This window comes from Paenibacillus sp. JCM 9796 (genome assembly GCF_055379675.1).
In genome coordinates, this window is sequence record NZ_AP043723.1 from 4450843 (window position 1) to 4476596 (window position 25754).

A 25754-nucleotide genomic window follows, 5' to 3' on the forward strand; every position below is an offset into this window, starting at 1 on the left:
TCGAAGTAAGCATATTAGGTGCCCCGCTTTTGCACCTGATATGCTTTTTTGTACCAACATCAGCAAGCCCTTGAAGGAGGCCCTCCAGGCATGAGAGAAGATCAGAAGCCGTACCAGATCATCCTCACGATGGTCAAAAACAGAACGAAATTGAAGGACTGGGTCATCTCGGAGACCATTCGAGCGGGAAAAGCGATTTTAGAGGAGAGAGAGAAGAAGGAGAAGCCTAATGTGTGGGATCGCATCTACGATGATTTCGATCTCCCCGAGGATTTGCCGCGAAAGCTCAGAGACCTGAAAAAACTGCAGCTGAAGGATTTTTGCGGCATGGAACCGCCTCAAAGGAAATGCTATAACCAGTTTGTCCATTATTGTTCGATGCTCTCCGAAGGGCTAGGCGCCGAGCCGAGCCTTAAGACGATAAGCGATAGCATACAAAGAGACCTGCAGCTTTACTTAACCACGATCCAAGAGTTTGTGGCAAATTACAACCTTACTCATCCCGTCGTGAAGGAAAAGGACGCTCCGGCTGCCTTGCCCCCGGAAGGGACGGTGAACCTGGAACCTGCGGAAGAGAACTCAGCCGCTCAAGCGGCCGGGAAGGCTGCAGCCCATGCAGCTATCATGCACCATTCCACTAAGGCAGGGGAAGGGAGGACGACGCTCTTGGACATCAGGGTAGTGAAGCTGAATGAGCTTATGGAGACCTTTCTCGATGAGATGAATATGTTCCATGCGGAATCGACCTGGGAACATATAGCCGACCATGCGGAATATGACCGCTTTATCGTGATGAAGAAACAGACGACCTTTCGGTTCAACTCGGATTATGGGGATATGGTGTTTACCGTCTTTGAAGCTCCTGTTGAAAATAATGTATATGTGATCTCGCTGGGGCCTATGGACGATGAGGTCGAAGTGGTGACCTACGAACGGATGGAGGAGGCCATTTCCGCGATTATGGAGTTTATCCATTCAAATCATGATTATGCGCTTGATCACTTGGAAAGAACGTATACGAAAACGTACGAATTGGCCGATGGAGTAACCCATACCGAGCGTTATTCCTATGACACCTTGTCCTCGATTAGCGACAAAATAGCCAAGCTGCTGTCCTAGGCTAAAACAAACGCAAACCAACCGCTTCCCTCGGGGAACGGTTGGTTTTTTTTGTTCCCTTCTGCGGTGAAATCGGGGAAAACGGGGATTGCGGGGATCGCGTTACAGGCCGTGTTCAAGCCGTATACTAAACCTATCGAAAGCATGCGGCACTTCAGCGGAGGGCAGTAATAAAGAACCTTGAGCTGCCACCCGCCGCTGGTGCTGACAACCCACGATTCCAAGGAGGCTGATTCTCATGTCCAGCTCGAAGTGCGTGTCCCAACAGATCCAGTACCTGATACTAAGCTCGATATTTGACGACCCGGATTACCAAAGCTCAGGCATAGCGGCAAGAAACCTGCTCGTGATTCTTTGCGAGAATAAAGCGAAGTGGCTGCAGGTCGGCGTGGAAAGGGCGAACAAGTCATTCGAAAAGCGCATTCGTTGGGCGCTATCGGCGCTGGTCAAATCCCATGCGCTCCAATGCTCGGGGAACGGGACCTATCGTATGGGCAAGCAATTTCACGAGGTCTTGAAGGAGCTGACTTACGATCTCTGTGAGAAGCTCGAGGTACAGCTGGACTTCTGCGGACTCGACTGCGAGGAGATGGAGCAGTTGTCGACAAACCGTGAGAGGCTCATGAAGAGCTTGGATAACGGTACCGTTGCGGTCCGTATCCTGGAATCGGAGCGGGATAAGCAACTCCATCTGTTCACCGCGGAGCAGGTTACAAGACTGGCTCGGCATAGCGTAGGTCTTCAGATCTACAGCTACGCCTGATTCAGAAGGGGGCCTTATTCCGAATGGACATTAAGGTTACTCCGTTGTACGAGATGATCGAGGGCTTTCTTGAAGAGATGAATACCATCCATGCTGAAACGACATGGGAGCGTATAGCTGAGAACGCGGATTACGACCGCTATATCGTCACAAGGAAGCAGGAAACGGTCATCTTACATTCCGATTATGGAGATACGGCTTTTCGTATTGTGGAAGCCCCCCTGGAGAACAGGATCTATGTCCTTTCCATGGGGCCTATGGACGATAAGGTGGTCATCCATCTGTATGACGCGATGGAGGAAGCCATCTCATCGATTATGGAGCAGCTGAACGCAGGGAGCCCGGAAGTCCGTGTGGATCATATCGAACGATCTTATATCAAAACCTACGAAGCGGATGGCTATATGAAAACCATTCACTACGCCTACGATACCGTGTCCTCGCTTAGTCTTAAAATTGCGAAGCTGCTCGCGTAAAACGGGGGAAGCGGGGATTTCGGGGACCCCGTTTCGGCCGGCCGGCATGACCTATACTTGTTTTACAGAACACGAAAGACGTACAAGCTGCTTCATCAAAGAAGATGACGAATTAAGGAGGAGTTACCGTGATCCAGCATCGCATCCCTTTTCAATTTCTGGTTCAGGAAGGCCGGCTGACCGGTCCTCTACTCGAGGATAAGGAATCCTTCATGCGCCAATGGCAGGCCCGCAGCGTTCAAGTCACGATCACAGGACATCCCGAAAGCTCGCTGATCGTGATCACGGACTTGGCTGACACCATTGAAGCCATGCTTCCGGCAGACGCTTCGTATGAATGGGAGTTCATCGCCTCGGTCCTTTCCAAGCCCCATCAATTTATTGCCGAAATCACGGTGTATCCTTAAGGAGGACTTCAAATGCTCAAGCTGATTAGCGCAAGGACTCGTTCCCATAGTTTACAGACCGGAGAGATCATGCAGTACCTTCCGCTGCCGGAGTTAACGTATAAGGAGCTAAAAGCCGACTTCAAAGCTGCGCCGCATCTGGCCGTGATTGACGAGCTGGATTTGTCGGGGGCAGGGGGAGTGCTGGTCAAATGCAAGTACCGCGAGGATGGAATTTTGGCAGCAGCCTACTTGTTTAAGAAGTTTGAACTGCAGTCAGGACATCAGCTCAATGTGGCTGAGCAAGAGGAGGATGACGACGCCGAGACGGATGCGGACTACCCTTCCGGCGAGGAGCCGTATGACGGTGAACCGAAGGGGAACGTACCGCATGAGGTTTATTCCATCCTCTACAAGGAGGAGAACCTAACGAGCCTTCCGGTCATCACTTCCCGGGAATTAAGCAACGCTTACAATCAATCGCCGCCGATGGCCGGCGGCTTCGGCTTCCATCCCTATCAGCCCAGTTGGGGGGAGGAGAGTAAGACTAAAAAGCCCTACTGGTTTGAGGGAAAGTATCCTCTAGTGGTTACCGAGGGGCCCATGAGTTTTGTGAAACCGACGGAGGCCTTTAAGCATGTGGGCCGGTTTATCATTTACATCATGGAGGAATCGAGTTTTTTTCCGGAAGAGGATCTTCCAACGGATACGGAAACGATTGACAACTTTGAGAAAACGCTGCGGTTTGAATTGGACTTTGAGAGCTGCCGGATTGCCTCTCCTTCGAGCGTTTATTTACAGGGTGTGATTGCCGAATGCGCCAGGGAACAAGGGTACAGCCTATCGAAGATGGTGGACCGCGTCAAGCTGATTGAGCTCCTCAAAAGCTACCGCGGCCACAGCTTTGCCAGCTATCAGGATATGGAAATCTTGGTCCGCAAAGCAATTAAAAAGAAGAAGAGCCGCTCGAAAACATTAACCAAGGCTGATTTCGACAAGGTGTTTATCATTGGCGAAACGCACAAGAAGGCTTCCGCTGCTTTGAAGCCATCCGGTGCCGCAGCACTGCTGGATCAAATGATTGGGCTGGACGACGTGAAGGCTCAATTAGTCCGGGTCGTAAAGCGGATGAAGTTCGATAAGCAGCGCAGTGCCAGCGGCCTGAAGACGTCGGCAACCCACATGGCGGCCGTATTCATGGGCAGCCCCGGCACGGCCAAAACGACGACAGCCCGCATCTTCGGCCAAATGCTCTGTGAGGAAGAGGTGCTCAATAACAACCAATTTGTCGAAGTGAGCCGTAAAGATCTCGTCGGGAAGTATGTCGGCTGGACAGCCCCCACCGTAGCAGGTTTATTCGGAAAAGCGAAGGGTGGAACTATTTTTATAGATGAAGCCTATAGCCTTATGAGTGAGGGACAGAAGGATGGCTTTTCCGACGAGGCCCTGTCGGAGATTATCAGGCAGATGGAGAACAATCCGGATACCCTTGTTATTTTTGCCGGCTACACGGATAAAATGAAGCATTTTATACAAGAAGCGAATCCGGGCTTGCGTTCAAGGCTAACCAACATCATTGCCTTTGAGGATTATACGCATGAGCAAATGTGGGGGATTTTCAATTACTTTGTGACGAAGGAGGAGTATGTTCTGGCGGATGCTCCCCTCGTGAAGGAAAGGGTGGAGGAGTTTATTGAGAAGATGAAAGAGCTCGGCCCCGGGAATACGGGGAACGGCAGACTCATGCGTAAGCTATTTAAGTCGGCCGTCAGCTATATGGCGGAGCGGGAGGCTCAGGACCTGAGAACGTTGACATTATCCGATGTCGAACAGGCGGCAGCTGAGTTATTCAGAGCGGAAGCGGCGGTCTTGCGCGAACAGCATGCGACAGGCAGCAGAATCGGATTTGTCGTTTGAAGCACCCGTTGTAGGCAGGAAGAACTAGGATGACGCCATTTTTTGGGTCCATCCCATTTCACTAGACTCATTAGTAAGGTAGAATATAGAAAAGGCTCAGAAAATTTCAACCCAGGATGAAGGTGTAAGATGTATATTAATGATCCTTATGTAGTGCTGAGCGTCTTGCCGGATGCCGACGAGAAAACCGTACAAAAAGCGTATCGCACGCTGATGAAAAAATACCATCCCGATATCAGCACCGAAATCAACAGCACCGAAATTGCCAAGAAAATCAATTTGGCCTATGAAATGGTCTTGAAAAAGTTCCGGCATCGTGATGCTTCCGATGCGCAGGATGCTCCTGACATGGAGGGTGCGGAGTCGGGAGGGGAGGCTTCCTTTGAAACTGGGCAGGAGGCCATGCATACGTTCAGCGTACCCGGTATGGGCGGCGGTTACTTTTCCATCGGTGAATTTCAGCTGCTGCATCTAAGCTATAGAGGCCCCATCCTAAGTCTGGCGGAGCGTATGGGCAAGGGGGACTTTGCCGAGCAGCACTTCGATGAGATTTTTACACATATTTACGACAGGCTTCATCCCAAGAAAAAAAGAATAAAGGCTGCTCGGCAAGCGAAGCCGGATGCTCCAGTAGTGTGGACGGATGCGGTAACCTTTGCGGATATGTGCTTTGAAATCATTTTGCGTATCGTGCTGGGCAAAGTCACGGAGCCGATCCGACAGCAGGAGCTTAACCGGATTACGGAGCTGGATCTATCGTGCCCGATGCTGAGCGATATCGAGGATTTAAAGTACATTCCGAATATTCGAGTGCTGGATGTATCGTTCACGGGCATCGAGGATACGAATCCAATCGAACAGCTGAAGCATTTGGATACCCTGCTCCTTTCCAAAAGCGATATCCCGTACCCTCCATCCGCGCCTTTAAGGGTCAAGGAGCTGTATATGAGCTATTGCAGCGACCTCCAGCTGGAGCATATCGGTCTGCAGACACAGCTGGAATTGCTCGATGTCTCAGGCAATGACCTTACGGATTTAGGCCCGATCGTGCAATTGACCGCCTTAACGGACTTGATCATATACAACAACAGTCTGACGAGGCTGGACGGGATCGGCCATCTTCAGCAGCTCAAGCGGCTGGATATCTCCTTGAATCCGATCACGAATATCTCCGAGCTGGCTCAGCTTCCGGATCTGGCGTACATCAACCTCAACTGGACCCGGGTCGAAGATTATTCACCGCTGCTTCAGATGAACACCCTGCGATTTGTCGATGTGAGCTATGTCAGCGATTCGGTGCTGCAGCGGTATGAATCGCTGTGGCAGGAGCTCGAAGGCAAGGGTGTCACGGTAAAGAAAATACCGGATTGAACTCGGGAACGGTGCGAATGGATCGTTTAAGTATCTCTAGGGAGGATAGACGTTGGAGACTCATACATTGGAAATCCGAATAAACGAGCTGCTGCAGGACCCCAATTTTCTCAAACTAAAATCGCTTCAATCCAAGAGCAACCTGTTCGAAATTATCGCGGCCTCTCATACCGAAATGTGGCACAGCGCCTTTGTGAAATGGCTCATCGATCCCGGGTCCAGCCTGGGCTTAGGCACCTTTCCGCTGCAGCGTTTTTTATTTATGGTCAGCCGTTACGGCGTGTTTCATGAGGAGGCGGTGGTCGTACTGGATTTAGCCGCTATTGTGGACGAGGAAAAGCTCAAGCTCAGCGAAATGCTGTTCCAAACCGAATATGCGGACAGAAGCGGAGAGGATAAGCTTAGGCTGGACATCATCGGAACGAACGATGTGCTGAGAATTACGATTGAAAATAAAATTAAAGCGAACGAATCGAAGGATCAGACCGAGAGGTACTATCACTATCTCCAGCAATCGACCGGCAATTTTGAATACGATCTGATGATCTATTTATCCCCGGACGAGGCCAAGGCGCCTTCCTCCAGCAAGTTTATTCAGATCAATTATCAGTTGCTCTGCGATCATGTGATTAAGCCGTGTCTTCAGCATCCGGAACTTACCCCGGAGAATAAGTTTTTGATCCTGCAATATCTGGCGAATCTAGGCAAACCGATTAAAGGAGGAAAGGTGATGGCCCAACCGAACAGAGATCTTTGTCTGACTATTTATAATGCATATAAGGATGTTTTCGATGAGATTTACGTATCCGTCAAAGGTGAGGCGCCTGCTTCCAGAACAACGGCGGAGCAAATTAAAAGCTACAATATTTCCCTGTCGCAGCTGATGGAGAAGGGGATTCTGTCTTTAAGCGATCAATTCAAGGCAAGCTTCAAAGGCAAAGACTATACGGCTGCCTTGATTAAGCTTCCGGAAGACGATGCGGTTCAGATAAAGTTCCACGATCAGCTGTTTAACAGTCCCTCGAAAGCGGCCACCGCGATTACCCAAAAGAATGCGAACGGCTGGAACTTTTGGGATGTCTACGATGTGAACGGCAGATTTAAAGGGAAATTGTCCGAGTTAAGAGCGGAGTTAACCAAAGACGAACAAGAAGAGCAATGATTACCTATTCCGAGACGGCTAAAGGGTGAGGGAACGGTGGCTTTTAATCCGGATGAGCTCCATAAAATCAAATCATACAGCAGAGATCAGCATGTATCGGTCATTTACGAGTATATAGTAGGGAATAAATCCCAGGAGAAGGTGTCGGCATTAACCGGCATAGAGGAGTGGACGGTATCCTCGATTATCCGGGCCTATAACTTTAATCAGAACAAGACCGGAAGCTTTCGATCCGGTACGGACCGCGGCAAATACAGGGGCACGGAGAGAGAGCTTGTCAGCAAGTTTGTGAACCTGCATTATCCGGGAAATGTCGAGGCACGGACGACGTTTGCCGATTTTATCGCCAAGCACAAAAAGCAGGTCCCGAAGCCGCCGGCTGCTCCTCCCAGGCAGACTTACGTGCAAAGGCCCGTACAGCAAAGTCCTGTGCAGAGATCGAAGCCCCCGGTCCCGAAGCCGGCTCCTGCACCTCGTCCGGTGGTTTACCAGCCACGGCATCCGAGCTGTATAACAAAGCGATCGGGCTTTGGAACGAGAGAAATCACAACCGGGACATGGTGGATGGGTTTAGACAGGCTGCGGAGCTGGGCCATGAGGATGCTCCTTATTATTTAGCCGTTTACTATAGAGATCGCGGGCACTATGGGGCGGAAAATCTTCAAGCGGCACAAGGCTGGTTTGCGAAGGCGCTGGAGCGCGGCTGCAGACAGGCCAAGCTTGAGTATGGGGATTTTTATTATGAGTTGGCTCTGAACGCGAAGGCTTTAAAATTATATAACACGGTAGTTCCAAGCTATGAAAAAGCGGCGAAGGCCGGTCATTCCGGCGCTCAAAACAATCTCGGCGTGCTGTATGCGAATGGGGAGGGTGTGACCCGGAACGATCAGCTGGCTGTGTATTGGTTCGATCTGGCGGCGAAGAATGGCAACCGGTTCGGGATGAGCAATCTGGCCTACAGATGGATGAACGGCTCCGGCGTTCAGCAAAATGATGTCCAAGCTTTATATTGGTTTGAAAAGGCAGCCGGCCTTGGGGATGAGGACGCAAAGAAGCAATGTGCTGATATCGCGTTTAAGCTGGGGAGAAGACTCGGCAAATCAACGGATGAGCAGGATCGGAAGCAGGCCTTTGATTACTACCAGAAGGCGTTATTGTACGGGAATCAGGAGGCGCTGTTTTACTTGGCGCACAGTTATGCAAACGGCCTTGGCGTGAATCAAAGCTATCGTCAAGCGGCCGAATACTACGAAAAAGCCGCACAGCGGGGCTCAGCAGCAGCGCAAAACAATCTGGCGGTTTTATATGCGAATGGTCATGGAGTGACACAGGATCACGGTCAAGCGCTCTATTGGTATGAGCAGGCCGTGAACAATGGCAGTAAGGTAGCCATGCGGAATATGGGCTATTGCTATAAAGAGGGAAGGGGCTGTCCGAAGAATGCCTATGGGGCTGTGCACTGGTTTGAGAAGGCGGCGGAATTAGGCGACGAGGAAGCTAGGAGCCAGTGCGCCGAAGGCGCTTATTGGATCGCCGAGCAGTTCTATAAATCCAGGGATGTGCAGGAAAAAGGGAAGGCCTTTGAATACTTCGCCAAGGCACTCAAGCATGGCCATGACAAGAGCTTGCTGAACCTGGCCGTATGCTGCGAGTATGGACATGGCGTGGAGCAAAGTTATGCGAAAGCGATTGAATATTACCAACAGGCACTAAGCAAAGGGATCGACAAAGCCTATGAATGGTTGGCGGACGCCTATTATCAGTATGGTAAAGAGTACGACGAGGAAGAGAGTTATGACGAGGCTATAGCGATGTTTGAAAAAGCGGCTGAAATGGACCATGAAGATGCGATGATCGCTTTGGCGCAGTGTTACTTTGAAGGTAAGGGAGTGAATATGGACGACCATGCCGCTGCCGAGTGGTACGTGAAGGCGGCTGAAGTCTGGTCCGCGAGGACCTCGGCTGAGGAACACTATATGGAAGCGGCCGAGAAGTGCTTCAATCACTATGAGATTGAGCGCGGTTTGGCATGGTACGAACGAGCGGCTGACTTAGGCGCCGGAAAAGCGATGGTCGCGCTGGGCAATTACTATTTCGGGGAAGAGGATTATAATGACGACCCCGAGTACGAGACCGCGATCGAATGGTATCTTAGAGCCCTGGAGCAGGGTGATGACGATGGCGAATATCATTTATACCGCTGCTATATCAAGCTTGGTGAACAAGCGTGGGAAAACAGAAATATCGAACAGGCCATAGCGATGTATAAGGAAGCTAGAAAGTACGGATATGGGGATTCAACGAAAGAGAGTCTTCACCGATGCTACTGTCATCTGGCAAGAGCCGCGGTAGACGCGGAGGACTATCGGCTGGCGGCAGAGCATTATGAACAAGCGGAAGAACATGAGCGGCTCGGTGAAGAAGAAGACGCCTATATAGAGAAGATCGGTGATCATTTTTATGATAGCGAAGACTATTACGGTGCATGGAATTGGTACAAGAAGTCCGGAAATTTGGCTCGGCAGACGGGCCGGGCTCAAAATGCCATAGGCTTGTCCTACATCAGGAAGAACGGGAAACAGCCTGATTTCGTTCAGGCCTTCTATTGGTGTAAGCAAGCGGCGGAACAGGGATTTAGCCCCGCCCAGTACAATGTGGGCGGCTTTTATCTCAACGGGGACGGCGTTCAACGGGACTTTACGAATGCGGTGTACTGGTATGAGCAGGCCGCCAAGAATAGACACAAAAATTCGTTACATAACTTGGCCTTTCTATACATGTCGGGCATGGGGGTTCCCCAGGACTTGGATCAAGCGGAGGAGCTGCTGACCGCGGCTTATTTACAGGGCTTCGATAATCGCACCTACCGGTTTACATGCAAGCCGCTGTCTCCCTTGAGAAGCTTGCTTGCCCGGACCGCCTCCGTGAAACCGAGTCCTCTGGAGAGTATGAGAACGTTGTACGCTTTAAAATACCCGAACGAAGACGGGCAAAGGCTTCTAAAGTTTGCTGACTTCTTAGTCAAGGAAAGACAACGCTTCGAATTGATCTATGAAATCGGCCTGTCCTATGAAACGGGCTACAGCCCCCTGCTCGGCGTTCGCGTCGAATCGGACATGGCGAAAGCATTCGTTTACTACAAGGAAGCCGTGGATAAAGCAGGCGATGTCCGGGCGATCGGTAAGCTTGGACATTGCTATAGACACGGCAAGGGGATCGGGCAAAGTGACGAAAGGGCAATAGAAGCCTATAAACGAGGTGAAGCTTTGAAAGATCCCGAATCGTTGAACGCGCTTGGGGAGTGCTATTTCACTGGACAAGGGGTCGGACAGGACTATAGCAAGACGTTTGAGTATTGCTCCTACGCGGCGGAACAGGGCCATGCCGAGGCGCAGTATAATGTGGGCTTCTGTTATGAGAACGGCTACGGTGTGGAGCGGAATGAAAGGGCTGCATTGGAGTGGTATGTAAAGTCGGCTGAGCAGGGCTTTGCCTTGGCTGAACAGCAAGTAGCCGTATGCTACGAGCTGGGCATCGGCGTCGAACCGAGTCCGGAGAAGGCAAGGGAGTGGCTGGCGAAGGCTGGAGCGAAGTCATCGAATGCTTCACTGTGATATAGGTAGGGCACGAGGAAAATTGCTGCTGCTAGCGCTTTAGAAGTTCATGTAAGTCGAATTAAATAAAGAGGCAGGAAGCGCCTTTACCATGGTAAGGGCGCTCCCTCAGAAGTAACCGCTACTTCAGTTTTCCGCCTTCTACAACAATATCATCCGGATTGATTTCGGGACCAAATTCCTTTTTCAGGTATTCATCATAAAGTTTATGCAAAAACTGCTCTTTCCCTAATGCTTCAAGCTCGCTGTTAATCCAATCATTCAATTCTTTGTTCCCTTTTTTGACTCCACCAGCCCAAGGGGTAGGCTCTATTTGCTCCGGTAAAACGTGAAAGTCCGGATTTTCTCGAGCCCAAGAGTAAATGACGACGTTATCCTGGAAATAAGCTTCAGCACGACCGTCTTTCAATGCTTGTAAAGCTTCCGTGTTCTTCTCGAATTTAATAAGCTCCGCAGTCGGCACATTTTTGGTCAGATACAAATCGGCCACAGAGCCTTTTACTACAACGACCTTTTTCCCGGCCAAGTCTTTCGTGGATTTGATATCGCTTTTTTTGCTTGTTAGGATCTGTACAGCGGTTTTAAAATACGGATTGCTAAAATCGATAACCTTTGCGCGTTCCTCTGAAACAGACAAGGTTGCTAGAATGAGATCTACTTTGTCGGATTGGAGATAAGGTATCCGATTGGGTCCGGTTACAGATACCAACTCGATTTTGGATTCGTCCCCCAGCAAGTCCTTGGCGAATCTTCGGGCCAGAGCAACTTCGAATCCGACAAATTCCCCTTTATCATTAACATAGCCGAAAGGAGGAGAGTCCGTTTTCACGCCTACAATCAACTTGCCGCGATCTTTGATTTTCTGAAGACCGTTTCCTTCTCCCTCTTTTACTGCCGTTTCGCCTTGTTGTTTGGATGCGGTTTGCTCCGGTTGATTTGTGCCGCAGCCAACGAGAAGTCCAAGAACCAACATTATTGCTATCAATGAGTTTACATATTTTTTCATTTGAATTCTCTCCCTTAGTTGTATGAGTTATGAATAAATTGTTTAAGAAATTGCTGTGCTCGTGGAGTTTGGGGAGATGTGAAAAATGTTTGGGGTTCTCCAATTTCACAGATATGCCCCGAATCCATAAAGATAACCCGATCCGCGATAGCTCTGGCGAAACTCATCTCATGTGTGACAATCATCATCGTCATCCCTTCTTTGGCCAGCGACAGCATGACATCCAACACCTCCTTGACCATTTCAGGGTCAAGAGCCGCTGTCACTTCATCAAACAGCATCACCACAGGATTCATCATGAGCGCTCTTACAATAGCAATACGCTGTTGTTGACCACCGGACAATTGCCTTGGGTAAGCATTCTTCTTATCCGACAGTCCGACCCGCTTGAGTAAGGCCTCCGCTTGTTGCAACGCTTCTTCCTTTGTGCGTTTTTGTACCTTGGTAGGTCCCAATAATATGTTTTCCATGACCGTCATATGGGGGAACAAATGATAGCTTTGGAAAACCATCCCTACTTGCTGTCTTATTTTTTTCCAATCCGTGTTTTTCGCGGTCAAATCCTCGTTGCGAAACAGCACAGACCCCCCTTGAATTTCCTCCAGGCCGTTCAGGCATCTCAACAGGGTACTTTTCCCGCACCCGCTAGGACCGATAAGCACGATCACCTCCCCTTTTGCTACCTTAAGGCTTATGTTATTTAAAACCTGATTCTTCCCGTATGACTTAGATACATCTTTCAACTCTATTAAAGGTTCAACCACTTCGTACATCTCCTTCTAATAATGCCAATCCCGCTCTAACTTCCTCGACCATAACGAAATAGGGTAGCATAATAGGAAATAAAAAATAAATAAACAAGTATAAATGAGAAGGGACTGACCTGTTCGTTCGATAATTTCCTGCCCGATTTTAATCATTTCCCTAGCCCCGATCAAGACGGCAAGAGAAGTGCTTTTAATCATTCGAGTGTAGATGTTCATCACTGGAGGGATCATTCTCCGCAAAGCTTGAGGGAGGAGCACATGTCGATATAATTGGTACGTGCTGAGACCGATGCTTTTCCCCGCCTCCGTTTGTCCCTTCGGCAATGATTGCAGGGCTCCTCTGACGATTTCCCCGATTTCAGCAATCCCCCAGAAAGATAAAGCCAGAACGGCTGCTAGTATACCGGGGACTTCGATTCCCCACAGAATGGGAAGTCCGAAAAAGAAGAAAAACATAAATACAAGAACGGGTACTGCCCGAAATATTTCTACATAGGCTCTTGTTAAAATCTGAATCCCCCGGATAGAGGACATTCTGAAAATACCGAATACAATTCCGCAGACCGTACTTATGCATAAAGAATAAATCGCAATCCATAAAGTTTGAATAACTCCGTTAAACAATAACGGGATTGATTTAAACAATAAACTAATTACCGAATTGTCCATAGGTTAACTTCCTTTCGAAAAAGGATAAACATAGGGACAACGGAAGAATGAGAATGAGGTAAAATGCCGCAAGCATGATAAACATCTCAAACGTTTTATAATAAGTAGCGATCAAATCCGTTGTTGTGTAAAGCAGCTCGGGAATAGCGATGGCGGAGACGACCGATGTCTCCTTAAGCAGAAAGATGAAATTCCCTATGAATGCAGGAATAGAAATTCGGATGGCCTGCGGAAGCAAAATAAATCTTAGAAGTTGTCCCTTGGACAGCCCTATGGCTAGTCCAGATTCGACCTGACTCTTCTGTACCGCCTCCAATCCCGACCGGAACACCTCTGTCATGTAGCCCCCTCCGAGAAAAGTCATGGCAATAATCGCCGTTGTATATCCCGGAAACTTTAAACCCAAGCTTGGCAAAGCAAAGTATAGAAAAAATAGCTGAATTAACAAAGGTGTGTTGCGAGCTACTTCTACGTACAATTGAACGATTCGTTTTACCCATCCTTTTCTATAATAAAGGAGTATGGTATTTAATAATCCTACGAGCAGCGAAGTAATAATGACCGTAACCCCAACTTTAATCGTGACGACAGCCGCATCGATAAAGCGAGGGATCTGCCCTAGCATGAAGGTGAAATCAATGTCCATGTTCTATCCCCTTGTTGTACCCCTATATAAAATGTCATGCTTTCCTTTCCGTGAGATTCATGAATTCAGAGCGATTTCGATCACTGCTTTGGCATGGATAAAGGTTGTATCAAAGATCGGAACCGGTGAATCTTCTTGTTTGATCAGCAAAGTGATTTCCGTACAACCGAGTATGATCCCCTCGGCTCCGTTAGTTATTAGATTACCAATAACCTCTTTATAGAATTCACGGGAGGAATCCTTGATTTGCCCGATACATAATTCGTTGTAAATGATATGATTTATTTTTTCACGTTCAACGTCTTGAGGAACAATAAGCTGTAGACCATAGTGATCCTCAAGTCTGTTTAAATAAAAGCTATCATTCATCGTAACGGATGTCCCGATGAAACCTACTCGACTAATGCCCGATGAAACAATACATTTTGCCGTTTCATCGAGAATATGCAAGAACGGGATTGTAATCGATTCTTCAATCCGATCAGCTACCTTGTGCATCGTATTCGAGCAAAGGATGACCACATCACAACCAGCTCTTTCTAATATTTTGGCTTTATCAGACAGATGGACTGCGATTTCATCCCAGTTCCCGTCATCTTTCAGCCGTAAGATCTCTTCTCGGTCTACACTGTAAAGAATTATTTTTGCCTGTGCATACTTTCCCCGTCGTTCCTTAACCATGCTGTTCATAAGACGATAATACTCAATTGTCGATTCCGCACTTAACCCGCCTATTAGCCCTATCGTTTTCATCATTCGATCCCATTTCCCTGTTGGTTTTATTCTGTAGACGGAAGCTTACAGATAGCTGCCTGCATCACCAATTAATCCAATTTAATTAATGGGATTAATATCTCATAGACAATAAATTAGCACCATCTCAATGAATTGTCAATCTAAAAGGGATACTTCGATACCCCTCCACGATCATGAGGGAATTGTTTAAAATCACACTTGACATATCGGAATTATAGAGATAAAATTTCCTTATTCAAAAGTATCTTTCCATTCATTTATTAACTACATGAATAAAATCAATGCCGATTGGATATGCCAAAGGCTCCTGAATTCCCTTTCGATTGTGAAAGGGCAGGGGTCTTTTTACGTTTTTTCTAGACAGATAACGTAAATAGATCCTGGAACAAACCTAACTTGATGAATGGAGGGCATCATGGCAGAGCATCATGATCATTTATTGGAGGAATTGGACTACTATTTTCGCAAAATGGTCCGAAAGTTTGTCGTAGAACGGGACAAAATTGCAATCGAAGGCCTGGTAAGCCTTCCCCAAATTTTGATTCTGAGGATGCTGGATCAGAAAGGGCCGCAAAAAGCAGGCGAGTTGGCGGAAGAACTGGATTTTACTACCGGCGCGATCACGGCGCTCTGCGACAAGCTGGTCAGGGCGGGCTTGGTAGAGCGCGCAAGAACCGAAATAGATCGGAGAATCGTGATTGTACGCATTACGGAAGCAGGGACAACGTTTCTCAAGCGCAATGAAGGCATAAAGGGGAAATTTCCCGGAGTTCTCTTTGACGGATTTACGGAAGAAGAAAAAAAAATTCAATTGGAATTTTGTCTGCGAATTTTGGCCAACCTGCCGGGTATTTCCAAAGCGGTGAAGCCATTTGTCCAATCGAGAGACGAATAACGTTAAATCGAACATCATTTAGGGGGAAAAAACGATGAAAATGACGGCATTGAAAACAGTTGCTCTTACATTCAGTATGTTTACGCTTGCTTTAACGGCCGCTTGCTCAACGTCATCTACGGCGAATAACGCGGCAAGCACCCAAACGGCGGCGCCCGGCGCAGCCGCTGAAGTCAGCGCCAACCAGCAAACGCCGGTGAAGGTAAGATTAGCGATCGATACGGCGGCAGGAGGTTCCTTTCAGTTCCGTATCGCAAAGGACAAAGGTTTTTTTCAGAAATATGGTATTGAACCGGAAATATCCAATTTCGCTTATGGGATCGATACGGTCAATGCTTTGCTGATCAGTAAAGCGGATACGGCTCTTGCTGCAGACTATGCTTTGATCAACTCGCTGGGGAAAGGGAATATGACCGTTGTCAGCGCGCTTACGCGCACAAACGAGAAATCCGCCGCCAAGACGCTGCTATTCGTCAGAGACAATATCAATAAGCCGGAAGATTTTAAAGGGAAGAAGCTCGGCGTTGCTAAAGGAACCGTGTACGAATACGTCTGGGCTAAATATCTGGAGAAGAACCATATTGACGAAAAAGAAGTGAAATATGTGCCATACAGTACGCCGGATGAAGCGTTCGTTTCCTTGCAAAAAGGAGACATGGATGCCGTTTGGATCGGAGGCGCGCTGATCGATAAATTTAAGACGATTAAGGGCGTCAAATCCTTAATCGACGTATCCGGCTCCGGCGTAAACATCAGTTCGTATTTGCTGCTCGATTCGTCGTTCGTCAAAAATAACCCGGATGCCGTCAGCTCGGTGCTGAAAGCGTTGGATGAAGGGATTCGCTATATTCCGGATCATAAAGAAGAAACGGCAGAAGTAGCGTTCAAGGAGCTGAAGCTGCCGAAGGACCGCGTACTGGAAGATTTGCAATCAACGAACTATACGCTTGGATTTACCCAAGAAGATTTTGATCATTTGCAGGATGTTAAGCAATGGGTCGAAAACAAAGGCATATTAAAAGACAAGTATGAGCTGAAGGATAAAATTAATATCGATCCGTTGAAAAAGGCGCTGCCTGAAACGGCAACCTACAAGCCGTGAGAGGAGATGGATCGAACATGGCATTACTGGCAAAGCCGAAGACCATTTATATCGAGAACGTCAATAAAACCTTCTCGGATACATCCGGCGCGAATGTGCACGATGTTCTGCGAGACGTGAACCTGGTCGTTAAGGAAGGGGAGTTTTTCGTTCTTCTCGGTCCGAGCGGCTGCGGGAAATCGACCCTGCTTAACATGATAGCAGGATTTATCTCGAAAACGGAGGGGCGTCTCGCACTCGGCGATGAAGACATTGACAAGCCGGGCAGTGACCGGGCTATGGTATTTCAAAGTGCGGACGCTTCGCTGTTTCCATGGCTCACCGTTCGGGAAAATGTGGAATTCGGCCTGCGCATGAAGAAAGTCCCGAAGACGGAGCGAAACCGGATTTCTGACGAATTTATTCGGCTAGTCGGGCTTTCAGGGCACGAAGACAAATTCCCCAAAGCGCTGTCCGGGGGGATGAAGCAGCGGGTACAGCTGGCAAGGGTGCTGGCGAACGATCCGGCCATTCTTCTCATGGATGAGCCGTTCGGCGCCTTGGATGCCATGACGCGTCGTACCATGCAGAAAGAACTGATACGTATTTGGCGGCAGACGAACAAGACCGTTGTCTTTGTGACGCACGATATTCAGGAGGCGCTCCTGCTGGGCGAGAGAATCGGCATTATGTCTATCGGTCCGAACTCGCGGATATCCGATGTGTATGACGTTCGGCTGCCCTATCCCAGAGACGTGGCGGATTCGAGATTCCTTGAGCTCTTACAAGCCATTGAGAACCATTTTGAAGAATAGAGGGGGCGCCAAACTTGACTTTTTATAAAAAACTGCTGAATTCAGGCGTAGTCACCTGGATCATCGTATTGATCGGGTGGCAGCTCCTGTCTGTCGGTTCCAATCCGGATTTTCTGCCCGGTCCTGTGCATACGTTTCGGGGAATGATTGAATTATCCCAGGATGGTTCGCTTTTTCGCTATATCGGGGTTAGTTTCGCGCGAGTGCTTGCAGGCTGGGTGCTCGGCTGCGCTGCGGCCATACCGGTCGGGCTGCTGATGGGAAGGGTGACCGTCATCCGTACTTTGACGGAGCCGTTCATTAACTTCATCCGGTTTATTCCGCCATTGGCGTTCATTACCTTGTTTTTGCTGTGGTTCGGGATTGGAGAAACGTCCAAGATCGTTTTGATCATGTACGCCACATTATTTATCGTCATCCTGAATACGATGACCGGCGTGCTGTCGGTCGAGGAGGATAAGGTTCGTCCGGCCAGAAGCATGGGGGCTTCCGAATGGCAAATATTGCTTCATGTGATCATTCCGTCTACCGTGCCTTATATATTCACAGGCATGAGGCTTGCGATGGGTACATCGTTTATGGCGATTATCGGCGCGGAGATGGTAGCTGCCAATGAAGGCGTCGGATTCATGATCTGGAGCTCCAGACTTTACTTCAAGACGGATTGGATCTTTGTAGGCTTGTTCTCTTTAGGCGTCATGGGTTTTGTCACGGACCGTCTGCTCGGTTGGTTCGGGAGCGTCGCGCTGTCGCGTTACGGTATTGTAGGCGGAGCCGTATTTCGCGGTAAATTGAAGTAACTTAAATCGCAAAGGAGGACTTAGCATGTCTGCATGGAAAGATGAATCATTTCAAGGCGTGATCGGCCGAACAGTGGAAGAATCGGTGCCTTGGTGGCCAAAATCGGATAAACCGTCTGAAGGACACCCCAATATCGTTGCCATCCTGTTGGACGATCTTGGTTTCGCCCACCTGGGCTGTTACGGTTCTGATATTCACACGCCCCATATAGATGCGCTGGCAGCGGGGGGGGCTCCGCTACAATAATTTTCATACAACGGCGATCTGTTCTCCGACGCGGGCGTCGCTTCTGACCGGGAGAAATCCGCATAGCGCCGGGGTGTCGTTCGTATCCGAATATGATAGCGGTTTTCCTCATAGTCGCGGGAAAGTACGCAAAGATACGGCATTGATTAGTGAAATTTTGCTGGAACATGGTTACAGTACTTATGCGGTAGGAAAGTGGCACTTGGCACCGGGAGTACAGCAAAGCAATGTGGGGCCTTTCGACAATTGGCCTTTAGGAAGAGGATTCGAGCATTACTACGGTTTTTTGTCCGGTGCGACAAGCCAGTGGCATCCTGACCTGGTGGAGGATAACCGCAGAGTGCCCCAGCCCAAAAAACCGGAGGAAGGCTATCATTTGACGGAGGATTTAACGGACAAGGCGATCGAATATATTCGTGACCACCACAGCGCCGCGCCGGACAAACCGTTTTTCTGTTATTTGGCCTACGGTGCGACGCACGCACCTCATCATGCCCCCAAGGCGTACATCGATAAGTACAAAGGAAAATATGATAAGGGCTGGGACCGCACTCGCGAAGAGTGGTTTGCTAAACAGCAGGCGCTGGGCATTATCCCTCCGGATGCGAAACTGCCGCCTCGCAATCCCGGAGTGAAGGCATGGGATGAATTAAGCGCCGACGAACAGCGGCTGTATGCCCGGATGCAGGAAGCATTTGCAGGCTTTCTGGAACATACGGACTATCATATTGGACGCTTTGTGGATTTTCTGAAGACCATCGGACAGCTGGACAATACCTTGATTATCCTGCTTTCAGATAATGGAGCTTGCGCGATGGGCGGGGAAGAGGGAACCGTAAATTCTTGGAACGGATTGGGGGGAGCTCAGGAGTCGTTTGAAAGCAAATTGAAACGAATTGACGAAATAGGCAGCCCTTTGGCTAATAATCATTACCCTGCCGGTTGGGCTCAGGTCGGGAATACGCCTTTAAAGTGGTATAAATCGTTCGTGCATGCAGGGGGAGTCAAGGATCCGCTTATCATCCACTATCCTGACAAGATCAAAGATGCCGGCGCTATTCGCGGCCAGTATCACCATGTCATCGATATTGTACCGACCATTCTGGAACTGCTGAACATCGAAGCTCCGTCCGTATTGAAGGGCGTGCCTCAGAAGCCGATCGAGGGAGTGAGCATGGCGTATACGTTTGATGATGGAAAGTTACCGACACGGAAAGAGGTCCAATATTACGAAATGGTAGGCAACCGGGCCATTTACTATAAAGGTTGGAAAGCCGTAGCGGTTCATAAGCCGGATACTCCGTTTGAAGAAGATTCATGGGAACTGTACCGGGTGGATGAGGATTACTCGGAAATGAACGATTTGGCCGGGCAAAATCCCGGAATATTGCGTGATTTAATCGACCGTTGGTGGGTGGAGGCCGGCAAATATGGCGTGCTTCCGCTTGACGGGCGCTCGCTGGCCGGGATAATCCGCGCCCGGAAACAGATCATCACACAGCCCGCCGGACCGGTGCGCAGGAAGTACTATCCGTCTTCATCCCGTTTCCACGCCTCGGTTGCCCCGGATCTACGCAGTAAATCATTTGAGATTCGTGTGCCGTTATCCCGTCATAGCTCCGGGGAAGCAGGAGTGTTGATTGCCCAGGGGGATGGTTCCGGCGGCTATACACTGTATATTCAAGACAACCGGCTTGTATTTCATTACAACTATTCCGGTGTTCAGACTTATACGGTAAGCTCGGATCAGGAGCTTCCTGCCGGTTCGGTCGTTCTCCGTTTGTTGATGCTGCACACAGGCGACAATGAAGGGACAGTCAAAATGTTCATTGAGGATCGGCAGATCGGGGAAGGAGCCGTCGGTCATACCGGGTTCCTCGGATTTTCCGGCGGTCCTTTCCAAATCGGGCGTGACGACCAAAGCGCTGTCAGTCCTGCTTACACGGCGCCGTTTGCCTTCACCGGCACGATCGATCATGTGGCCATTACGCTTGGAGCCTACGATTTTGATCTTGAAGCGGCTGTAACTCGTGAATTGGCAACGGAGTAGCCCCAAACAGCATAGATTTTATGGTCAAGAAAGACCCTAAAGGTCAAGGGTGTCACCAATTGGTGACACCTTTATTCGGGAGCGGGAGCGTCCGACGTATTCGCTTGTCACTGGCGATCATACTCGCCAGTTCTGTGTTTGTCAGCCTTTTCATGATATACCTATCGCGGTTGCCGGCAGGCTTCAGATGATCTGTGCTGCCAAGTCGTATCAGCACTGAGCTGTGCTCCTCTGTCACTCTGAACACGATCAGATCCGGACGTTTCATCGGCACAGGCCGAATGGCTTCTCCGAAACCCAATTCCGCGGGCAATTCCTCATGCTTAATTCCCGGTTCCAGGTCAGCTTGCTTCCAACCGCTGATCGTCGCTCGTTTCACTGCAAACGGATTTGTACTAACGAAAGGCGATTGCTCATTGGCTAGGCACGACTCAAATACGATGCTCATCGGACACTCTCCTCGATTTTTGGGAATGCGTGATTGTCTGCGTCTTCCGTTGTTTGACGGGTACCCTTATCATACTCGCAATCTGTTAATTTACTTTTAGATTTTTGTGTTATTCTTTCACAGCGTTCAGACAAATACCGACAAGATGCTGCTTTTTCATGCATCAGGGTGCTCATACGTTTTTAACAATTTACGTGTCAAGCGTCCTTCGTTTGACAATGATAATCGTTATCAATTAAACTTGAATAAGAGCGAGCACCGGCGCCGAAATGTTTCAAGAAGCGGCACAATAAGGCAAGCAGAAGGAGGAGGAACCCGTGCTTATTCAAACCAGAACCGTCACGGTGGAGAAGGGCAATGCGGACAAAGTCGTTGAACGCTTCAGCAAGGAAGGTCCGCTTGACGGGAGGGAAGGCTTGATCGATATTACCGTCATGGTGAACAAGAGAAGTAAAGAAAACGAAGAGGTCGTCATCGTCGTTCGCTGGGAATCGGAGGAAGCCTGGAAAAATTGGGAGAAGAGCCCCGAGCACATTCAAGGGCACCGGAACAGCAAGGGACAACAACCGCCTGAGTATGTGATCAGCACGAATGTGAGCATGTATGAAGTGAAAGCCGTCAGAAAAGGCAAGTTCGTTCAAACGACGTAACTGGAAATCGCGAAATAACCAAAGGCTGTCCTTCCCTCATCTTGAGGGTGCGGGGCAGCCTGTTGCCGTTAGATACTTCTTGTCTAAGTCTCTCGCTTGGCTTTGGTCTTGTAAACGATCAAAATCGTGCTTCTTTGGGTCTCTTTCCCGGAAGGCGTTGTCTTTATAACCGAGCCGTAACACACATTTACGACCTGAGTCTCATTTAACCCCGCCAAAAACTCGTTAGCCTTATGTTCCGCATAAGAGTTATCCGTATCAACGAATTCTTTAACTTGGATCATCGAAGTACCTCCTTTCAGCTAGTTTCAGGTAACATTTAATGTAAAAAGAGTATAAAAATGGATCGAGGCATCCCGCGATAATAGCGGAATGCCTGCACTTAAGTAAGCTTAGCACCCCAAAGTATAAGTGTCAATCGATCTTTTGTTGTCGAAGAGATTTGGATTGGATTTACAGATATTACTTGGTATAATGATCTGAAGGTCTCCCTTGTGGAGACCTCTATTTACTTAGGAGGGATTTGTATGAGAATGTTCACTAGCTACTCTAAATGGGTTGTGTTCAGTAAGGGAGGGGAAATCTACTATGAACCGTAGTATTATGTATCAAGGTTCACGAACCCAACTGATTAATCAACTTGTTTATTTTGATGAAGAAAAGTTCAATTTCTTGAATCAGTATTTTCCGGAACACAACGTGAAACGCAGCACGGTTGAGCAGGTATTGGCTGTTTATGCGACCACGCTTGAGAAGATAGTCGCTGATCTAACCGAAGAGAATCTAAATTCCGTCGCACTGATTGGCAGTCAATTGGAGCTGCGGTATTTAGATGACGATTCGCCCGAGTCGTACACCATTGTTTTCCCGCATCTGGCGGACCCCAATAACAACAAGATATCTTTCTTGTCTCCTCTCGGGTTTCAGTTATTGATGGCTAAATCTCAAGAGACCTATCGGCTTGATGTACCTTCCGGTGAAATCCGGCTAAGAGTAGAAGGCATCAAGTTCGTTAACAGCGGCGATGTAAATTAGCCCATATAGAGGATTGAAACGAGCCGGCTTACTGATCCGTTTATAATTGGCAGGCATAGGGAAAGCGTCGGGTGACAGATCGTGTTGATGATCTGCCCGACGTTTTTTTCAGGTGCGGCAGTCATGCGTTTACACCTAGGGTAGAGGTGGCGTCTGCTCCTGTTTTTTTGAGGAGTTGCTCAAAGGGGCTGCAGCATATTACTATGGGAATAAACCAAGGAGATTCTGCCAAGCGCCATGTTATACACCGATAATGAGACGCTAACACACAGGCAGCGGTCACCGCATAAGGAGTAAAACGGCATGTCACTTAAGGGGCAAAATATTATTCGAGCCAAACAAACGAACCGTTCGAGGGTACTCCAATCCCTTCTAAGATATGGACCCACTTCAAGACAGCATATTGCGGAAATGACGCAACTGACTTCAGCAACGATCAGCCATTTGACGGCTGAGCTTATTGAGGAAGGGTTGATCCGGGAAGTCGGTTATTTGCAAGAAGAGGAAAAAAAAGTAGGCCGCAAATTCATTGCTCTTGCTTTAAATGGAGATGCGTCTTGGGTGGTCGGTATTCATATCCACGTGAGTCAAGTGGAACTTGGACTCATTAATCTTCATGGACTTATCAAAAAAACACGTCAATTCCCCTTGTCCCCGGGAATAAATGAAGCTGCATTTACCGAAATGCTGATCAAGGAATTGAAAGCATTTATTTCGGATATCAACGACGTGCAGATAGCGGCTGTAGGCATTGGATGTCTAGGTTTAATCAGCTTTGACAAAGGCGAAATACTCAACGTCGAGCCGTTAGGCTGGGGACCTGTCCCGCTGGCTGTCCAAATAACGAACGCCGTACAATTGCCCGTATATATAGACAATAATGTCCGTGCCATGACGTTGGCCGAAAAGATGTTTGGAGAAAGCAAACAGGTATCCGATTTCTTGTGTATTTATATAGGGGAAGGAATCGGATCGGGGCTTATTCTCAACGATAGGCTTTACAGAGGGGGACCCACGGGCTCGGGGGAATTCGGTCATATGACGTATATGCCGGACGGCATCTCATGCTGGTGCGGGAACAGGGGGTGCCTGGAGCAATATGCTTCGAATACGGCGATATCGCGGCAGCTTCAAGCTTCGTGGCCCCGTGTGCTGCATGCCTTCGAGCAGGGAGATTCCGAGACCGTTCAAGCCATGCGTCAGGCGGGAAGGGCTATTGGGACGGTGCTTGCCTCTTATATTAACATTCTGCATGTCGAGAAGGTTGTTGTCGCAGGAGTCATGGCTGGACCTGGATTTCCGTTGATTAGCGAGTTAAAGAAAGAAATCGAATGGAGGTCTTTTTTATTCAAAAGAGAAAAGGTACAGATTGAAAGCTCTTCATTCGGAGAGCATATCGGTCTGATCGGTGCCGCCAGCCTGGCGCTTCAGCATGAAATATTTATAAGATGAAGCCATTATTGCAATCATTGGCCTCATGAAGCAGAATGTCAAGCAAAACGGTTGACAGCCGAAAGAGGCGATGCTATCATACAAACTAATAATTCCCACTAAATACATAGGTTTATATTGAATAGTGTGTTGACCGGACGTCCGGAAACTTATCTATATATATTTCTGCAACAAGAAAAAGTAAGGGGGAATAGGTTCGTTTAATTAATTAAAATGATTAATCAAATAATGCCCGAAAAATGACGGGAAGAAGGAGACTGGCCATGAAGAAAAAAATGCCCTTGATCACCATGACTCTTGTATTAACGATTGCAGCTGCAGGCTGCTCAAGCGGTTCTCCGAATCAAAACGGGGCCGAGACAGCCTCCAATTCCGCGAAACCGGCATCATCGGAGCCTGTATCCATCGAATTTGCCGCGGGGAAGGATGCTTCCGGTGAACTGGAAAAGTCGATTGCCCGTTTTAACAGTACCCATGACAACATTAAGATCAAATATGTCGAGCTTCCGCAGGTGCCTAATGAACAAATGACCCGGTACAGCACTTGGTTCAACAGTAAAAGCAATACCCCGGACCTGTTTATGACCGACGTCACATGGCCTGCCATGTTTGCCTCCGCCGGTTGGCTGGCGCCGATTGATGAATATGCGGATGCTTCCTATCTGCAGCGATTCTGGCCTGCTGCTTTTGAAGTAGGCAAAGTCAATAACAAACAGTACGGGATTCAAGGTTATATGGATGTCGGGGTGTTGTTTTACCGTAAAGATCTGCTGGATAAGTACAATTTGCCCGTTCCCCAAACGTGGGCTGAACTGACGAAAGTATCCCAGGAAATTCTCCAGAAGGAAAATGATCCGAAATTGACCGGCTATTTATTCCAGGGGGCCAAAATCGAGGGTGCTACAATCAACTGGCTGGAGCATCTCTGGGGTCAGAATGGAGATATTTACGATCAGGGCAAGGTGAAGGTAGACAGCGATAAAGGCATTCAAGCGTTGAAAACGATGAACAACCTGATCACGCAGGACAAGGTTTCTCCCGTTAGTGTCAGCACTTCGAATCCGAATGACAATACGATCGCTTTTAGCGCGGGCAACGCCATTTTCATGAGAAACTGGCCTGCGGCTTTTACTCAGCTCAAAGGCACGAAAGTGGAAGGCAAGGTAGGAATTGCCGCGATACCGCATTCGGACGGTTCGGAATCGCATTCTTCCACCGGCGGATGGGTCTACGCTATCAACCAGTTCTCCGAACATAAGAAAGAAGCTTGGGAAGTGATGAAGTTTTTCTTGAGCGATGAGGAGCAAAAGTCGATGGGCACGAATGCGAGCAAAATTCCGTCGGTCAGGAAAGTGTTTGACGATCCTGAGTTGAAAAAGGCACAGCCTATCTTCGAACAGCTGCCTGCTGTGATGGAAAAAGCGAAAAGCCGGCCCGTCTTAAGAAATTACGAGCAGATCAGCCGAAGTGTACAAACGCAGGTGAACCTCGTTCTGTCCGGTCAGAAGGATCCTGAGGCCGCGTTGCGTGACGCACAGAAAGAAATTGATGAGAAATTAAAATAAAGGAGAGAAAGTCAGCCCGGTCGGAGAGGCTTCTCTTGCCGGGTGTTTCCTAATTAGCACGAAG

Annotated in this window: 26 protein-coding genes; 19 read left to right on the forward strand and 7 right to left on the reverse strand. The window is 48.6% G+C overall.

What is annotated here, in order from left to right:
- Positions 1-90: 90 nt before the first annotated feature.
- From ACZ439_RS21420 to ACZ439_RS21460, 9 genes are all read left to right on the forward strand, one after another.
- The gene (locus ACZ439_RS21420; protein ID WP_155613811.1) at positions 91-1119 is read left to right on the forward strand and encodes a hypothetical protein; all 1029 of its coding nucleotides are present in this window, start codon (positions 91-93) and stop codon (positions 1117-1119) included.
- Between the two features lie 238 nt (positions 1120-1357).
- On the forward strand, positions 1358-1882 hold the full coding sequence (locus ACZ439_RS21425; RefSeq protein ID WP_054795620.1) for a hypothetical protein: 525 nt from the start codon (positions 1358-1360) through the stop codon (positions 1880-1882).
- A 23-nt stretch (positions 1883-1905) separates the two neighbouring features.
- Positions 1906-2358, forward strand: a complete 453-nt coding sequence (locus ACZ439_RS21430) for a hypothetical protein (protein ID WP_054795621.1) — start codon at positions 1906-1908, stop codon at positions 2356-2358.
- 128 nt (positions 2359-2486) lie between these two features.
- Complete coding sequence (locus tag ACZ439_RS21435; protein ID WP_054795622.1) at positions 2487-2765, forward strand: hypothetical protein; 279 nt, start codon at positions 2487-2489, stop codon at positions 2763-2765.
- A 12-nt stretch (positions 2766-2777) separates the two neighbouring features.
- Positions 2778-4661 (forward strand): ATP-binding protein, encoded by a 1884-nt coding sequence (locus ACZ439_RS21440; RefSeq protein ID WP_464620182.1) that lies wholly within the window; start codon positions 2778-2780, stop codon positions 4659-4661.
- A 129-nt stretch (positions 4662-4790) separates the two neighbouring features.
- On the forward strand, positions 4791-6032 hold the full coding sequence (locus ACZ439_RS21445) for a DnaJ domain-containing protein (RefSeq protein WP_464620183.1): 1242 nt from the start codon (positions 4791-4793) through the stop codon (positions 6030-6032).
- A gap of 52 nt (positions 6033-6084) precedes the next feature.
- The gene (locus ACZ439_RS21450) at positions 6085-7194 is read left to right on the forward strand and encodes a PD-(D/E)XK nuclease family protein (RefSeq protein WP_464620184.1); all 1110 of its coding nucleotides are present in this window, start codon (positions 6085-6087) and stop codon (positions 7192-7194) included.
- A 36-nt stretch (positions 7195-7230) separates the two neighbouring features.
- Positions 7231-7812, forward strand: coding sequence for a hypothetical protein (locus ACZ439_RS21455; protein WP_054795632.1), 582 nt, complete (start codon positions 7231-7233; stop codon positions 7810-7812).
- Positions 7752-10808, forward strand: a complete 3057-nt coding sequence (locus tag ACZ439_RS21460) for a tetratricopeptide repeat protein (RefSeq protein WP_054798999.1) — start codon at positions 7752-7754, stop codon at positions 10806-10808. Before ACZ439_RS21455 ends, ACZ439_RS21460 begins: the two co-directional genes overlap by 61 nt.
- Positions 10809-10929: 121 nt before the next feature.
- On the opposite strand, the gene ACZ439_RS21465 is transcribed toward ACZ439_RS21460, so the two are convergent.
- The 5 genes from ACZ439_RS21465 to ACZ439_RS21485 are packed head-to-tail and all read right to left on the reverse strand — an operon-like array spanning position 10930 to position 14649.
- Positions 10930-11814: a transporter substrate-binding domain-containing protein gene (locus ACZ439_RS21465; protein ID WP_464620185.1), complete on the reverse strand. Its 885-nt coding sequence runs from the start codon at positions 11812-11814 to the stop codon at positions 10930-10932.
- A 14-nt stretch (positions 11815-11828) separates the two neighbouring features.
- On the reverse strand, positions 11829-12587 hold the full coding sequence (locus ACZ439_RS21470) for an amino acid ABC transporter ATP-binding protein (protein WP_464620186.1): 759 nt from the start codon (positions 12585-12587) through the stop codon (positions 11829-11831).
- 6 nt (positions 12588-12593) lie between these two features.
- Positions 12594-13250 (reverse strand): amino acid ABC transporter permease, encoded by a 657-nt coding sequence (locus tag ACZ439_RS21475; RefSeq protein ID WP_464620187.1) that lies wholly within the window; start codon positions 13248-13250, stop codon positions 12594-12596.
- A complete protein-coding gene (locus tag ACZ439_RS21480; protein ID WP_155613819.1) occupies positions 13231-13896 on the reverse strand; it encodes an amino acid ABC transporter permease in 666 nt (221 codons plus the stop codon). Before ACZ439_RS21480 ends, ACZ439_RS21475 begins: the two co-directional genes overlap by 20 nt.
- A gap of 57 nt (positions 13897-13953) precedes the next feature.
- Complete coding sequence (locus tag ACZ439_RS21485) at positions 13954-14649, reverse strand: aspartate/glutamate racemase family protein (protein WP_155613934.1); 696 nt, start codon at positions 14647-14649, stop codon at positions 13954-13956.
- Between the two features lie 418 nt (positions 14650-15067).
- On the opposite strand from ACZ439_RS21485, the gene ACZ439_RS21490 reads away from it, so the two are divergent.
- From ACZ439_RS21490 to ACZ439_RS21515, 6 genes are read left to right on the forward strand one after another with little or no spacing between them, the layout of a single operon-like run.
- On the forward strand, positions 15068-15547 hold the full coding sequence (locus ACZ439_RS21490; protein ID WP_054795636.1) for a MarR family winged helix-turn-helix transcriptional regulator: 480 nt from the start codon (positions 15068-15070) through the stop codon (positions 15545-15547).
- Between the two features lie 34 nt (positions 15548-15581).
- Positions 15582-16649: an ABC transporter substrate-binding protein gene (locus ACZ439_RS21495; protein WP_230875901.1), complete on the forward strand. Its 1068-nt coding sequence runs from the start codon at positions 15582-15584 to the stop codon at positions 16647-16649.
- Between the two features lie 17 nt (positions 16650-16666).
- Positions 16667-17443 (forward strand): ABC transporter ATP-binding protein, encoded by a 777-nt coding sequence (locus ACZ439_RS21500; RefSeq protein ID WP_054795640.1) that lies wholly within the window; start codon positions 16667-16669, stop codon positions 17441-17443.
- Positions 17444-17457: 14 nt separating this feature from the next.
- Complete coding sequence (locus ACZ439_RS21505; RefSeq protein ID WP_464620188.1) at positions 17458-18243, forward strand: ABC transporter permease; 786 nt, start codon at positions 17458-17460, stop codon at positions 18241-18243.
- Between the two features lie 25 nt (positions 18244-18268).
- Positions 18269-18490 (forward strand): hypothetical protein, encoded by a 222-nt coding sequence (locus ACZ439_RS21510; protein WP_464620189.1) that lies wholly within the window; start codon positions 18269-18271, stop codon positions 18488-18490.
- On the forward strand, positions 18456-20540 hold the full coding sequence (locus tag ACZ439_RS21515; protein ID WP_464620190.1) for a sulfatase-like hydrolase/transferase: 2085 nt from the start codon (positions 18456-18458) through the stop codon (positions 20538-20540). Before ACZ439_RS21510 ends, ACZ439_RS21515 begins: the two co-directional genes overlap by 35 nt.
- Positions 20541-20592: 52 nt before the next feature.
- Here the strand turns inward: ACZ439_RS21515 and ACZ439_RS21520 are convergent, their stop codons facing one another.
- The gene (locus ACZ439_RS21520; protein WP_054795642.1) at positions 20593-20988 is read right to left on the reverse strand and encodes a hypothetical protein; all 396 of its coding nucleotides are present in this window, start codon (positions 20986-20988) and stop codon (positions 20593-20595) included.
- Between the two features lie 317 nt (positions 20989-21305).
- Here ACZ439_RS21520 and ACZ439_RS21525 point away from each other — a divergent pair, with 317 nt between their 5' ends.
- On the forward strand, positions 21306-21638 hold the full coding sequence (locus tag ACZ439_RS21525; RefSeq protein WP_054795643.1) for an antibiotic biosynthesis monooxygenase: 333 nt from the start codon (positions 21306-21308) through the stop codon (positions 21636-21638).
- Positions 21639-21721: 83 nt separating this feature from the next.
- On the opposite strand, the gene ACZ439_RS21530 is transcribed toward ACZ439_RS21525, so the two are convergent.
- The gene (locus tag ACZ439_RS21530; RefSeq protein ID WP_054795644.1) at positions 21722-21922 is read right to left on the reverse strand and encodes a sporulation protein Cse60; all 201 of its coding nucleotides are present in this window, start codon (positions 21920-21922) and stop codon (positions 21722-21724) included.
- Positions 21923-22226: 304 nt separating this feature from the next.
- Between ACZ439_RS21530 and ACZ439_RS21535 the strand changes: the two genes are divergently transcribed.
- The 3 genes from ACZ439_RS21535 to ACZ439_RS21545 all read left to right on the forward strand — a co-directional run bounded on the left by ACZ439_RS21535 (position 22227) and on the right by ACZ439_RS21545 (position 25690).
- On the forward strand, positions 22227-22673 hold the full coding sequence (locus tag ACZ439_RS21535) for a GreA/GreB family elongation factor (RefSeq protein ID WP_054795645.1): 447 nt from the start codon (positions 22227-22229) through the stop codon (positions 22671-22673).
- 303 nt (positions 22674-22976) lie between these two features.
- Complete coding sequence (locus tag ACZ439_RS21540) at positions 22977-24125, forward strand: ROK family protein (RefSeq protein ID WP_464620191.1); 1149 nt, start codon at positions 22977-22979, stop codon at positions 24123-24125.
- Positions 24126-24388: 263 nt separating this feature from the next.
- Positions 24389-25690 (forward strand): ABC transporter substrate-binding protein, encoded by a 1302-nt coding sequence (locus ACZ439_RS21545; protein ID WP_464620192.1) that lies wholly within the window; start codon positions 24389-24391, stop codon positions 25688-25690.
- The last annotated feature ends 64 nt before the right edge of the window (positions 25691-25754 follow it).

Excerpts from the sequence above, each read along its gene's own strand:
- ACZ439_RS21420 (WP_155613811.1), top strand. The coding sequence starts at position 91 with ATGAGAGAAGATCAGAAGCCGTACCAGATCATCCTCACGATGGTCAAA.
- ACZ439_RS21425 (WP_054795620.1), top strand. The coding sequence starts at position 1,358 with ATGTCCAGCTCGAAGTGCGTGTCCCAACAGATCCAGTACCTGATACTA.
- ACZ439_RS21430 (WP_054795621.1), top strand. The coding sequence starts at position 1,906 with ATGGACATTAAGGTTACTCCGTTGTACGAGATGATCGAGGGCTTTCTT.
- ACZ439_RS21440 (WP_464620182.1), top strand. The coding sequence starts at position 2,778 with ATGCTCAAGCTGATTAGCGCAAGGACTCGTTCCCATAGTTTACAGACC.
- ACZ439_RS21445 (WP_464620183.1), top strand. The coding sequence starts at position 4,791 with ATGTATATTAATGATCCTTATGTAGTGCTGAGCGTCTTGCCGGATGCC.
- ACZ439_RS21460 (WP_054798999.1), top strand. The coding sequence starts at position 7,752 with ATGGTGGATGGGTTTAGACAGGCTGCGGAGCTGGGCCATGAGGATGCT.
- ACZ439_RS21465 (WP_464620185.1), bottom strand. The coding sequence starts at position 11,814 with ATGAAAAAATATGTAAACTCATTGATAGCAATAATGTTGGTTCTTGGA.
- ACZ439_RS21470 (WP_464620186.1), bottom strand. The coding sequence starts at position 12,587 with ATGTACGAAGTGGTTGAACCTTTAATAGAGTTGAAAGATGTATCTAAG.
- ACZ439_RS21475 (WP_464620187.1), bottom strand. The coding sequence starts at position 13,250 with ATGGACAATTCGGTAATTAGTTTATTGTTTAAATCAATCCCGTTATTG.
- ACZ439_RS21480 (WP_155613819.1), bottom strand. The coding sequence starts at position 13,896 with ATGGACATTGATTTCACCTTCATGCTAGGGCAGATCCCTCGCTTTATC.
- ACZ439_RS21485 (WP_155613934.1), bottom strand. The coding sequence starts at position 14,649 with ATGAAAACGATAGGGCTAATAGGCGGGTTAAGTGCGGAATCGACAATT.
- ACZ439_RS21490 (WP_054795636.1), top strand. The coding sequence starts at position 15,068 with ATGGCAGAGCATCATGATCATTTATTGGAGGAATTGGACTACTATTTT.
- ACZ439_RS21495 (WP_230875901.1), top strand. The coding sequence starts at position 15,582 with ATGAAAATGACGGCATTGAAAACAGTTGCTCTTACATTCAGTATGTTT.
- ACZ439_RS21500 (WP_054795640.1), top strand. The coding sequence starts at position 16,667 with ATGGCATTACTGGCAAAGCCGAAGACCATTTATATCGAGAACGTCAAT.
- ACZ439_RS21510 (WP_464620189.1), top strand. The coding sequence starts at position 18,269 with ATGTCTGCATGGAAAGATGAATCATTTCAAGGCGTGATCGGCCGAACA.
- ACZ439_RS21515 (WP_464620190.1), top strand. The coding sequence starts at position 18,456 with ATGCGCTGGCAGCGGGGGGGGCTCCGCTACAATAATTTTCATACAACG.
- ACZ439_RS21520 (WP_054795642.1), bottom strand. The coding sequence starts at position 20,988 with ATGAGCATCGTATTTGAGTCGTGCCTAGCCAATGAGCAATCGCCTTTC.
- ACZ439_RS21530 (WP_054795644.1), bottom strand. The coding sequence starts at position 21,922 with ATGATCCAAGTTAAAGAATTCGTTGATACGGATAACTCTTATGCGGAA.
- ACZ439_RS21535 (WP_054795645.1), top strand. The coding sequence starts at position 22,227 with ATGAACCGTAGTATTATGTATCAAGGTTCACGAACCCAACTGATTAAT.
- ACZ439_RS21540 (WP_464620191.1), top strand. The coding sequence starts at position 22,977 with ATGTCACTTAAGGGGCAAAATATTATTCGAGCCAAACAAACGAACCGT.
- ACZ439_RS21545 (WP_464620192.1), top strand. The coding sequence starts at position 24,389 with ATGAAGAAAAAAATGCCCTTGATCACCATGACTCTTGTATTAACGATT.